Raw genomic sequence first — 10,992 nt, forward strand, 5'->3', positions numbered from 1 at the left:
GGACGGCATGGTGTCCTCCGGTTTCGAAGAAGTCGTACGGGGACGACCGCCGCCCGAACGGCTGCGGTCGTCCCCGGGCATGCCTCACCGCCGACACGGAGGCCCGCGCCGGCAGTGGGGAATCAGCTGGGGGAGGAGAGGAGGGCGACCTGTCCGCGGATCAGGCCACGGTGCTCTCGAAGAGGTGCAGATACGAGTTGACCGGGCGGATGTCCCCGACCCGCAGCCCGGCCTGCTCCATCAGCGCGGCCAGCCCCTCCCGGGTGTGCTTCTTGCCGCCCACGTTCAGCAGGAGCAGCAGATCCATCGCGGTGGTGAACCTCAGCTCGGGACTGCCGTCCACCAGGTTCTCGATCACGAGGACCCGGGCCCCCGGGCGGGCCGCGGCCACCGCGTTGCGCAACGCCGTCACCGTGCTCCGGTCGTCCCACTCCAGGATGTTCTTGAAGAGGTACACATCCGCCTGGACCGGGATCTCCTCAAGGCAGTCGCCCGGCAGCAGCGTGGCCCGCGAGGCGAGCGAACCGCCCGCACCCAGCCGCGGGTCGGGGTGGGCGACCACACCGGGCAGGTCCAGCAGCGTGCCGTGCAGCTCCGGGTTCTTCTCCAGCAGGGTCGCCAGCACCAGACCCTGCCCGCCCGCGATGTCGGCCACGCTCCGCACCCCGGACAGATCGAGCTGTTCGGCGATGGCACGCGCGGAGAGCTGACTGGACTGCGTCATCGCCTTGTCGAACACCTCGGCCGAGTGCGGCGCCCGGGCGTGCAGATAGGCGAAGAACTCCTCCCCGTGGAGGGAGGGGAACACCCCCTTGCCGGTGCGGACCGCCTCGTCCAGGTGCGCCCACAGTTCCCACGTCCACGGCTCGGTGGCCCACAGGACGTTGTACTTGATGCTGCGCGGGTCGTCCTCGCGCAGCAGCCTGGACTCGGCGGTGTGCACATAGGTGCCCTCACCGGTCTCGGCGAAGACGCCGTACGTCGTCAGTGAGCGCAGCAGGCGGACCAGTGCCTCCTCGTCCGCGCCCACGGCCTGGGCCAGTTCGGTGGCGGTGGCGGGCTCCTCACCGAGTGCCTCGGGCAGCCCGAGCAGGGCCGCGGCCCGGACCGAGGCGGCGCAGGCGGCGCTGTGCGCCAGCTCCCGCAGCTTCATCACCGGTCCCGGTACGGCGGTTGTTGCGTCGGTCATCACGAATTCCCTTCCCTCCATGGATGCGCACAGGAACGCGGGCCGACCGGTGACGGGGGGCACCGGCCGGCCCGCAGACGCGGCTCATTCGCCCGCGTCGGCCCGACGCTCGGTCACCAGCCGGTACGGACCGGCCTCCGCCCGGGCGAGCTTCATGATCTCCATCACCGGGCCGCGGAAACCGTCGCCGGCGACCGCCTGCTGGTGGGCCGCGCCGTCCGTCCACTCCGCGGTCTCCACGTACACCTGCGGGTCCTGCACCGACCGGTACAGGTGGTACGTGCGGAAGCCGGGCTGCTCCGCCATGTAGTCGGTGATCTTCCCCAGCAGACGCTCGAACTCCTCGGTGTCGCCGGACACGGTGAAACGGTTGACGAAGTGATGCATGACGGTGGACTCCTTCGGATGGGAGGGGGTTTCCTGTGCGGTCGCAAGGCGCGCGCGCAACTCCTGGCGGAGCACCTTGCCGGTGGGCGAGCGCGGGACCCGGTCGACCGCCTCGATGTGTTCGAGCCGCTCGTAGTACGGCAGCCCGGCGTTGACCTCGGCCGCCACGGCAGCCGGGTCGACGGTGCCCGCGCCCTCGGCGAGCACCACGAAGGCATGCGCCACGGCGCCGCTGAACGCGTGGGGCCGGTCGATCACGGCGCAGTCGGCGACGGCGGGATGACGCAGCAGCACCCGTTCGATCTCCGTCGGCGACACCAGCCAGTTGTCCCGCTTGAAGACGTCCTTGAGCCGGTCGACGACGTACAGGTATCCGTCGGCGTCCATCAGCCCGATGTCACCGGTGGAGAACCAGCCGTCCGCGTCGGTGTCGTACGACAGGTCCCGGCCGAGGTACCCCTTCATGAGCTGGGGGCCGCGGACCTGGATCTCGCCCCGCTCGCCCACGGGGCGCACCCGGCGTGAGTCGACCTCGACGATCCGGCACTCGGTGCCGGCCACCGGCCGCCCGGACGAGCCGGCGCGCGGCGCCACCAGGCTGTCGAAGTGCGTGGAGGGCGAGGTCTCCTGAAGGCCGTAGCCCTGGACGACCGGTACGCCGAAGTGCCCGCCGAGCGTGCCCGCGGCGGACTGCGGCAGGGTCGACCCGCCGGAGAGCACCGCCCGCAGCGACGGGCACTCCAGCTCGGTCAGCCGGGGGTGCACGGCCAGCCGGGCCAGCCGGACCGGCAGGCTGTAGAAGTGCGTGGCGCGCAGCCGGTTCGCGGCGTCCACCGCGTCCGCCGGATCGGGCTCGGTGCACAGCACGAGGGTCCCGGCCACCGCGACCGTGACGGTCAGGTGCATCAGATGGAACGTCGGAAGGTAGTCGAACACCACCGCGTCCGGGTCCAGCCCGTGGGCCCGCGCCGACTGCGCCGCGTTGACCACCAGATTGCGGTGGCTGAGCAGCACGGCCTTCGGTGCTCCCGTGGTGCCGCTGGTGAACTGCACACAGGCGACGGCCTCGGGGTCGTCGTCCAGGCGCGGCGGCCCCTCGCCGGGCCCGGCACCGGGCAGTTCGCCCAGCACCGGTACGTCCTCGGGCACCGCGACCGCGCCCGCGTCCCGGTGGGTCAGCACGAGGTGCCGCAGCTCCGGCAGCCGGCCGCGCACGCCCTCCAGGCGTTCATGGAGCTCCGGCGGCGCCAGCACCGCCCGCGCCGCGCTGATGCCCAGCACATGGGCGAGCCCGTCCTCCCGCAGCAACGGATTGACCAGGGCCGGGATGTTGCCGGAGCGGAGGATGCCGAAGAAGGCCGGGGCGAAGTGCCGGTCCAGGGTCGTGGTCAGGGCCACCACGGCGTTCGAGGAACCGAGCAGCGCGCGCAGACCGTCGGCGTACCGCTCGGCCAGCGCCGTCAGCCCGGCGTAGTCGATCGTCCCCTCGGCGGTGCGCACGGCGGCACGGTGCGGCGCCGACGCCGCGGCCCGGTGCAGCAGGTCGTCGATCCGGGGCCCGCCGAGCAGATCCGACAGCGAACCGAGCGGGGCGCCGGCCGCCACCCCCTCGTGCACCGCGCCCGGCATCACGAGCGCGGAAGGTCGTCGCGGTGCACCTGCCGACGCCGCACGAGGAGCCGGTCGCCCTCCCGCACGAGCAGGTCCTCGCAGGAACAACTGAGCTCCAGCTCGGCCTTGCCGCCCTTCGGGGTGGCGAGCACCTGCGCGTAGGACAGGGCCGTCACCGAGCCGTCGGCGTTGCGGGAGACCTCCAGCATGCCCAGCCAGTGACGGCGCTGGACCCCCTGTTCCGCGAGCCGGGCGGTGGCCTCGGCCGCGCCCTCACGGATGGCCGCGCGACCCACCTGGGGCCGGGGCCGGGCGTTGGCGCCGAACACCCCGTCCTCGGTGAAGGTCTCGGCCCACTCGGTGACGTTGCCCTCGTCGAGGCTGCGCATCTGCCGGGCGTAGAAGTGCAGGACCTCCTGGTACAGCGCGCTGTCGTGGGCGCTGTTCGCGGGCGGTGCCGACAACGGCATGACAGTCCCCCTTTCGATCACGGTGTCGTGGTGTGCAGCAGACGCTCGCACCGGCGCATCGAGAACCGCTGGAGATCTCCTCACCGGTCCGTCCACCCGCCCCCGCCGGGCTCGAGGCATCCTCGGCCGCGCCTCGAATCCGGTCCGGGAGGCTGCCGGGGCATCCCGACGGAGGAGGACGAGATGACCACAGCGCATTCCCCGGGCACGGCCGAGGCCGGCAGCCCGCACCGCGCGGCCCTGGTGACGGGTGGCACCAGCGGGATCGGACTCGCCGTGGTGACCCGGCTGGCCCGCCGCGGCATCCCCGTGTACCTGTGCGCGCGGACGGAGGAGAACGTGTCCTCGACCGTCAAGGCACTGCGGGAGCAGGGCCTCGACGTGGACGGCCGGGCCGCCGACGTGCGCTCGGGCGAGTCGGTCCGGGCCCTAGTCAGCGCGGCCGTGGACCGCTACGGGCCGATCACCGTGCTGGTCAACAACGCCGGACGAAGCGGCGGCGGCCGGACCGCGCAGATCTCCGACGAGCTGTGGGACGACGTGATCGAGACCAACCTCAGCAGTGTCTTCAGGGTCACGCGCGAAGTACTCACCACCGGCGGCCTGGAGGGCCGCGAGGGCGGACGCGTCATCAGCATCGCCTCCACCGGAGGCAAGCAGGGCGTCCCCTTCGGAGCCCCCTACTCGGCCGCCAAGGGCGGCGTCATCAGCTTCACCAAGGCGCTCGCCAAGGAGCTCGCGCCCACCGGGGTCACGGTCAACGCGGTCTGCCCCGGCTATGTCGAGACGCCCATGGCCGTCCGGGTCCGCGAGTCCTACGCGAGCACCCGTCAGCTGTCGCAGGAGGAGGTGCTCACGGAGTTCCACGCCAAGATCCCGCTCGGCCGGTACTCCACCCCCGACGAGGTGGCCGGCCTCGTCGACTACCTCGTCACCGACACCGCCGCCTCCATCACCGCGCAGGCCCTCAACGTCTGCGGCGGACTCGGCATCTTCTGACCCCGCGGGCCGGAGCCCGGTCCGACCCAGAGAAAGGCACGGCAATGCTGCGCACCGGAACCCAGCGCACCACGCACCACATCGACATCGACGCACCCACCGGGACGGTCTACGGGATCATCGCCGACGCGCCCGCCTGGCCCGTCCACTTCGCCCCCACGATCCATGTCGAACGCGTCGAGGAGGCGGACCCCCGGGAAGGGGGCGTGGAACGCCTGCGGATCTGGGCCACCGCCAACGGCGAGGCCAAGACCTGGACATCGCGCCGGCACCTGGACCCGCGGCGGACCCGGATCAGCTTCCGGCAGGAGGTCTCCACGGCGCCGGTCGCCTCGATGAGCGGCGAGTGGATCGTCGAGGCCGGAACCGCACCGGGCACCGCACGCCTCACGCTGCTGCACGAGTTCACCGCCGTCGACGACGACCCGGCCGGCCTCGCGTGGATCGAGCAGGCCACCGACCGCAACAGCGGAACGGAACTCGCCAACATCAAGGCGCTCGCCGAGCAGGCCACGGACACCGCCGGCCTCGTCTTCGAGTTCGAGGACTCCACGGTGATCGACGCGGACCCGGGGGCCGTCTACCGGTTCCTGCACGAAGCCGCGGCCTGGCCGGACCGGCTGCCCCACGTGTCCCGGATGACGCTGCGCGAGGACGTCGAGAACATCCAGTGGATGGTGATGGACACCGTCACCAAGGAGGGCTCGTCCCACACCACCGAGTCCGTCCGGGTCTGCTTCCCGGAGCAGCTTCGCATCGTCTACAAGCAGATCGTCACGCCGCCCCTGATGACCGCGCACCTCGGTGAGTGGACCGTCGTCCCCACCGCGAACGGCGTCCGCGCGACCTCCTGGCACCGCGTACGCCTGAACGAGGACGCCATCGCGGAGGTCCCGCAGGCCGGCGGGACCCGTGCGTCCGCGGCGGAGTTCGTCCGCCGGGCCGTCGGCGGCAACAGCGCGGCGACCCTCGCCCTGGCCAAGTCCTTCGCGGAGGCCCGCCGTGACTGACGGCCCCGCGCGCCCCGACGTCCTGGTGGTGGGCGCGGGCCCCGTCGGACTAACGCTCGCCCACGAACTGGCACGGCGCGGCGTGGCGGTACGGATCGTGGACCGGGCCCCGGGCCCCGCGACCACCAGCCGGGCCCTCGCCGTGCACGCGCGCACCCTGGAGATCTGCGAGCAGATGGGCGTCCTGGACAGCCTGCTGCCGCGTGGCCGCAAGGTCGAGCACTTCACGCTCCACCTGCGCGGACGCACCCTGGTCCGGTTCGACACCGACTACTCCACCATGCCGACCCGGTACCCCTTCAGCCTCATGGTCGACCAGGTGGTGACCGAGGAGGTGCTGCGGGAACGGCTGTCCCTGCGCGGCGTCGAGGTGGAGTGGGGCGTCGCCCTCGACTCCTTCACCCCGTACGACGACCACGTGGACGTGCGGCTCGTCGCGGCGGAGGGCCGCGCGACGACCTGCTCCGTACCGTGGCTGGTCGGCACCGACGGGGCGCACAGCACCGTCCGCAAGAGCCTGGGCCTGCGACTCCTCGGTGACGCCAGCGAGACGTGGCTCAACGCCGACGTCGAGACGGACGCCCCGCTCCCCGGTGACAGCAACCACCTGCTGCACACCGGGAAGGGCACCCTGCTGATGGTGCCCTTCCCTGCCTCGGGGAAGTGGCGGGTGATCGACACGCAGGACATCACGGACGCGGACGACCCGGAGGCGATCAGGAACCGGCTCGCGCTGAAGATCTCCACAGCGCTCGCCCGGCCCGTGAAGGTCTCCACGCCCACCTGGATCTCGGTCTTCACCGTGCAGCAGCGGATGATCGAGAGCATGCGGGTCGGCCGCTGCTTCGTCGCCGGCGACGCGGCACACGTGCACAGCCCCGCCTCCGGGCAGGGCATGAACGCAGGCATGCAGGACGCGTACAACCTCGCCTGGAAACTCGCCGACGTGATCCGCGGCCTCGCCCGGGAACAACTGCTGGACAGCTACGGCGCCGAACGCGTCCCCGTCGGTGAACGCCTCCTCGGCTCCACCCGCGTGGCCACCGCCCTGGTCGCCCTGCGCAACGCGCTGGGTCCGGTACTGCTGCCCGTGGGCCTCGGCGCCGTCCGGCGGATCACCCCGCTCAAGCGCAAGCTGGAGCGCAAGATGATCCGCGGTTTCTGCGGGCTGACCGTCGCGTACCCGGACAGCCCGCTCAGCCTGCCCGCGCCGCCCGGCCCGGGACCCGGGCCCGGACAGCGGGTGGGATGCACCGCCGAGGACCGGCGCACCAAGGCCGGCTGGCGGGACCTGTGCGAGGAGCTGCACGACCCGCGCTGGACTCTGCTGGTGCCCGCGACGCTCGACGGGCGTTCCACCGGGGAACTGATCGGGCGGCTCGACGCCACCCACGGCCGGGCGGTCTCGGTCCGCCGGCTGTGCGACGCGGACGACACCTCGGGGCCCCGCCCGCTGCTGGACCCGGACGGCGTGCTGCGCCGTGATCTCGGCCTGGGCAGGCGGGACTTCGCGCTCATCCGCCCGGACGGGTACCTCGCCGCCCGCGGGCCGCTGGCCGACGGCGCGGAACTCGACCACGCACTGCGGTCCGCCGGACTGACCGCGGCCCGCCCCCAGCTCTCCAACGTGGGATACAGCTACGACCCCGCCACGGACACCATCCGGATCGCCACCACCGATGACCGCGCCAAGACCCGCAACGCCCGCCGGGACCCCCGGGTCAGCTTCCATGTCACGACCGAGGACATGTTCGCCTTCGGGGTGTTCGAGGGCACGGCCTCCGTGTCCGAGGTGGCCGCAGACCCCCACGACGCCGTGGTGGACGAACTCATCGACATGTACCGCGCCACCCAGGGCGAGCACGAGGACTGGGAGGACTTCCGCCGGACCAAGGTGAAGGACCAGCGGCTCGTGCTGCGGGTGCGGGTCGAGCGCGCCTACGGCTTCATCTTCCAGAAGAGCTGACGATGACGACGCACCCGGCGCCGGCCGTCACCCGGCAGAGCCTGCTGGACACCCTCCAGGCCTTCAAACGGACGAGTCTGCTCAGGGCGACCGTCGAACTCGGCGTCTTCGACGCGCTCGCCGCCGGCCCGCTGGACCCCGACCGGCTCGCCCGCGCCGTCGGCGCCGACGCCCGGGCCCTGCGCGTCCTGCTCGGCGCGGCCGCCGCCACCGGACTGCTCGTCCAGGACGGCACCCGCTTCGCCCTCCCGCCCGGCGCCGCCGAACTCCTGGTCAGCAGCAGCCCCCAGTACGCCGGACACGCGCTGCGGATCAACGTCAGCGACTGGGAGTGGGAGGCGATGCGCGACCTGGCCGCCGTGGTGCGCAAGGGCGGCACCCTGCTCGCGCCCGACGCCACCGAGCGGGGGTTCTCCTACTGGCGGGACTTCGCGGCGGACGGCACCTTCGTGACCCGGGCCGCCGCGGCCGCCCTCGCCGAGTCCACCCGGGTCTGGGCGGACTCCGTCCCGGTACCGCGGGTACTCGACGTCGGCTGCGGACACGCGCTGTTCGGGCTGGAGTTCGCCCGGCTGCACCCCACCGCCGTCCTGCACGCCCTCGACCGCCCCGACGTCCTCGACCAGGCCAGGGTCCACGCCGAGCGCATGGGCCTGACCGACCGCACCCACTGCATCGAGGGGGACGCCTTCACCGTTCCGCTCGAAGGCCCGTACGACCTGGTGATCGTCGCCAATCTGCTGCCGATGTTCCCCGAGGACCAGGGCGTCGCCCTGCTGCGCCGGCTCTCCGGCGCACTGCGCCCCGGCGGGCGCCTGGTCACCGTCGGGTTCACCGTCGACGGCGGCCCCCCGGCCGACGAGCACGCGGCCCATCTGCTGTCGCTGCTGATGCTGGTCTCCACCCCCGGAGGCGAGGCCCACTCCCTCGGCACCACCCGGCGCATGATCGCGGCCGCCGGGCTGACGGAGATCTCCACCCGCCGGGTCGATCCGCTGCCCGTACACGTCGTGACGGCCGCCCCCGGCGCGGCGACGGCCGTGGACACACAGGAAGGAACCAAGCGATGAAGTACGCACGGGTCGGTGACAGCGGTCTGGTGGTGAGCCGGATCGTCTACGGGAACGCCATCACACACGGGGACCAGGTCGACGAGTCGGTCGCCCGGGAATGCGTACGGGCCGCCCTGGACAGCGGCATCACCACCTTCGACACGGCAGACCTGTACGCCGAGGGGCGGGCGGAGGAGATCCTCGGCCGCGCCCTGGCCGGAGTCCGCCGTGAGGAACTGGTCGTCTGCACCAAGTCGGGCCGCTGGGCCCGGCCGGGCGACCCGAACGCGGGCCGGCTCTCCCGCAAGCACATCATGGAGTCGGTCGACGCCTCCCTGCGCCGGCTGGGGATGGACCACGTCGACCTCTACCAGACGCACCGTCACGACCCCGAGACTCCGCTGGAGGAGACCCTCGAAGCCCTCGCCGACGTCGTGCACGCGGGCAAGGCGCACTACATCGGAGTGTCCGAATGGCCTGCCGAGCGCATCCGTGCGGCGGCCCGCATCGCCCGGGAACTCCGTGTCCCGCTCATCGCGAACCAGTCGCAGTACTCCATCCTGTGGCGGGTCGTCGAGGCCGAGGTGCTCCCCGCGAGCCGGGAGGCGGGCGTCGGCCAGATCGCGTGGATGCCGCTCGCCGGCGGTGCGCTCACCGGGAAGTACCGGCCCGGCGCGCCCCTGCCGAAGGGCAGCCGGGCCGGGGCGGGTCCGGGCGGGGCCAGGTCCATCGGCCGCTGGGACTACCTCAACGAGAAGGTCCTCGCCGCTGTGGCGGACCTCGCGCCGCTCGCGGCCGAGGCCGGTCTCAGCCTGCCCCGGATGGCGATCGCGTGGGTGCTGGGCAGGCCGGGGGTCGCCGCCACGGTCATGGGCGCCTCCCGCCCGCAGCAGCTGGCGGAGAACGTGGCCGCCGTCGACGCCACCCTCGACGACGAACTCCTGCGCCGCATCGACGCGGTGGTCGCACCCGTGGTCCGGGACGACCCGTCGCTCACCCTGGATCCGCTCGGCCCTGCCGCGAAGCTGTGAGGGGGAGGGCCGCGTGATCTTCACCGACAAGGAGATCGAGTACCTGACCTCCCAGCCCTTCGGACGCCTGGCGACCGTCGGCCCGCACGGCGATCCGCACGTCGTCCCGGTGGGCCTGCACTACAACCCGGATCTGGCGACCATCGACATCGGCGGGCTCAACCTCGGCAGGAGCCGCAAGTACCGGGACGTCCGGGCCCGCCCGCAGGTCGCCTTCGTCGTCGACGACGTCGACCCGGCCGATCCGACGGCCCCCCGGGGCATTGAGATCCGCGGGCTCGCCGAAGCCCTCGCCGAGGGCGGCCGACGGCTCGGTGGCCAGGTGGCCCATGAGCTGATCCGGATCACCCCGACCCGGGTCGTCTCCTGGGGCATCGAGGCGAACTGGCAGGCGGGCCCCTACGCCCGCAGCGTGTCCCCGGACCACCGACGCACGGAGGAACTCCGATGACCGAACTCATCCACGAGCTGACCGCGGCGGCACCCGCCCGACTCCTCTTCGACCTGGTCGCCGACGTGGTCGAGGCCCCCCAGTACTTCCCCACCCACCTGCACGCCGAGATCGTCCGCACCGAGAGCGCCGAGCGCGATCTCGTCGCCCGCTGGGTCATCGACGGCGGCTCGCCCCGAGGCTGGCGTCTGTGGCGGGTCCGGGACACCGAGAACCTGCTCATCTCCTTCACGCACGAGACGCCGAGGCCGCCGTTGACCGCCATGCGGGGCGAGTGGCGGTTCGAGCGCCTCCCGGACGGCGGCACGAGGATGCGCGTGCGGCACTCCTTCGACCTGGCCGACGGCACCGACCCGGCGGCCGCGGACAAGGTGGCCCGCCAACTCGACGACAACGTGCCCCGCCAGCTCGCCGGGATCGCGCGACTGGCGGGATCCGTCGAGGCGCTGCGCCGCGACACCGTGACGAGCGTGCGGACCGTCCGGGTGAAGGCGCCCCGGGACGAGGTCGCGGCGCGGGCGGCCGGCACCCTCCCGGACGGCGGGGCGCACTGGGTGTGCGTCGAACCCGCCGAAGGGCAGCTCGTGTTCAAGCGGCACACCGAGCCGGCCCCGCAACTGCACGCGTCGACAGGGGAGTTCCGGTTCACCGAGGAGGAGGGCGGCACCACGGTCCGGCTGCGCAGAAGCGTCACCCTGGCCGGCCCGGTCTCCGAGGAGGAGCTCCGCGTCGCCCGCAAGCAGCTCGACGCCGACGTGCGCGACCAGCTCACCGACCTGGCCGCCGCGGCGACGGACTGACCCGCCCCGCCCCACCTTGCTCCACC

The 10,992-nt window shown here is 72.7% G+C and carries 10 protein-coding genes; 7 read left to right on the plus strand and 3 right to left on the minus strand.

Annotated features, from left to right (window positions below):
• Nucleotides 1-160: 160 nt before the first annotated feature.
• The 3 genes from EHS43_RS25395 to EHS43_RS25405 form a co-directional block, all read right to left on the minus strand.
• On the minus strand, nt 161-1,189 hold the full coding sequence (locus EHS43_RS25395) for a methyltransferase (RefSeq protein ID WP_125193081.1): 1,029 nt from the start codon (nt 1,187-1,189) through the stop codon (nt 161-163).
• A gap of 84 nt (nt 1,190-1,273) precedes the next feature.
• Nucleotides 1,274-3,205, minus strand: coding sequence for an AMP-binding protein (locus tag EHS43_RS25400; RefSeq protein WP_125193082.1), 1,932 nt, complete (start codon nt 3,203-3,205; stop codon nt 1,274-1,276).
• Entirely contained in the window at nt 3,205-3,657 is a 453-nt protein-coding gene (locus EHS43_RS25405) for a nuclear transport factor 2 family protein (RefSeq protein ID WP_125193083.1), read from the minus strand. Before EHS43_RS25405 ends, EHS43_RS25400 begins: the two co-directional genes overlap by 1 nt.
• Before the next feature lie 183 nt (nt 3,658-3,840).
• Between EHS43_RS25405 and EHS43_RS25410 the strand changes: the two genes are divergently transcribed.
• From EHS43_RS25410 to EHS43_RS25440, 7 genes are read left to right on the plus strand one after another with little or no spacing between them, the layout of a single operon-like run.
• Nucleotides 3,841-4,656, plus strand: coding sequence for an SDR family NAD(P)-dependent oxidoreductase (locus EHS43_RS25410; RefSeq protein ID WP_125193084.1), 816 nt, complete (start codon nt 3,841-3,843; stop codon nt 4,654-4,656).
• 44 nt (nt 4,657-4,700) lie between these two features.
• Nucleotides 4,701-5,666 (plus strand): aromatase/cyclase, encoded by a 966-nt coding sequence (locus tag EHS43_RS25415; protein WP_125193085.1) that lies wholly within the window; start codon nt 4,701-4,703, stop codon nt 5,664-5,666.
• Entirely contained in the window at nt 5,659-7,632 is a 1,974-nt protein-coding gene (locus EHS43_RS25420; protein ID WP_185806398.1) for a TIGR03618 family F420-dependent PPOX class oxidoreductase, read from the plus strand. Before EHS43_RS25415 ends, EHS43_RS25420 begins: the two co-directional genes overlap by 8 nt.
• A gap of 2 nt (nt 7,633-7,634) precedes the next feature.
• A complete protein-coding gene (locus tag EHS43_RS25425) occupies nt 7,635-8,702 on the plus strand; it encodes a class I SAM-dependent methyltransferase (RefSeq protein ID WP_125193086.1) in 1,068 nt (355 codons plus the stop codon).
• A complete protein-coding gene (locus tag EHS43_RS25430) occupies nt 8,699-9,715 on the plus strand; it encodes an aldo/keto reductase (protein WP_125193087.1) in 1,017 nt (338 codons plus the stop codon). Before EHS43_RS25425 ends, EHS43_RS25430 begins: the two co-directional genes overlap by 4 nt.
• 13 nt (nt 9,716-9,728) lie before the next feature.
• Complete coding sequence (locus EHS43_RS25435) at nt 9,729-10,166, plus strand: PPOX class F420-dependent oxidoreductase (protein WP_125193088.1); 438 nt, start codon at nt 9,729-9,731, stop codon at nt 10,164-10,166.
• Nucleotides 10,163-10,966 (plus strand): SRPBCC family protein, encoded by an 804-nt coding sequence (locus EHS43_RS25440; RefSeq protein WP_125193089.1) that lies wholly within the window; start codon nt 10,163-10,165, stop codon nt 10,964-10,966. Before EHS43_RS25435 ends, EHS43_RS25440 begins: the two co-directional genes overlap by 4 nt.
• The last annotated feature ends 26 nt before the right edge of the window (nt 10,967-10,992 follow it).

Origin of the sequence: Streptomyces sp. RP5T (genome assembly GCF_003933965.1) — a bacterium.
Classification (GTDB): domain Bacteria; phylum Actinomycetota; class Actinomycetes; order Streptomycetales; family Streptomycetaceae; genus Streptomyces.

Excerpts from the sequence above, each read along its gene's own strand:
- EHS43_RS25395 (WP_125193081.1), bottom strand. The coding sequence starts at position 1,189 with ATGACCGACGCAACAACCGCCGTACCGGGACCGGTGATGAAGCTGCGG.
- EHS43_RS25440 (WP_125193089.1), top strand. The coding sequence starts at position 10,163 with ATGACCGAACTCATCCACGAGCTGACCGCGGCGGCACCCGCCCGACTC.
- EHS43_RS25430 (WP_125193087.1), top strand. The coding sequence starts at position 8,699 with ATGAAGTACGCACGGGTCGGTGACAGCGGTCTGGTGGTGAGCCGGATC.
- EHS43_RS25400 (WP_125193082.1), bottom strand. The coding sequence starts at position 3,205 with ATGCCGGGCGCGGTGCACGAGGGGGTGGCGGCCGGCGCCCCGCTCGGT.
- EHS43_RS25410 (WP_125193084.1), top strand. The coding sequence starts at position 3,841 with ATGACCACAGCGCATTCCCCGGGCACGGCCGAGGCCGGCAGCCCGCAC.
- EHS43_RS25425 (WP_125193086.1), top strand. The coding sequence starts at position 7,635 with ATGACGACGCACCCGGCGCCGGCCGTCACCCGGCAGAGCCTGCTGGAC.
- EHS43_RS25415 (WP_125193085.1), top strand. The coding sequence starts at position 4,701 with ATGCTGCGCACCGGAACCCAGCGCACCACGCACCACATCGACATCGAC.
- EHS43_RS25405 (WP_125193083.1), bottom strand. The coding sequence starts at position 3,657 with ATGCCGTTGTCGGCACCGCCCGCGAACAGCGCCCACGACAGCGCGCTG.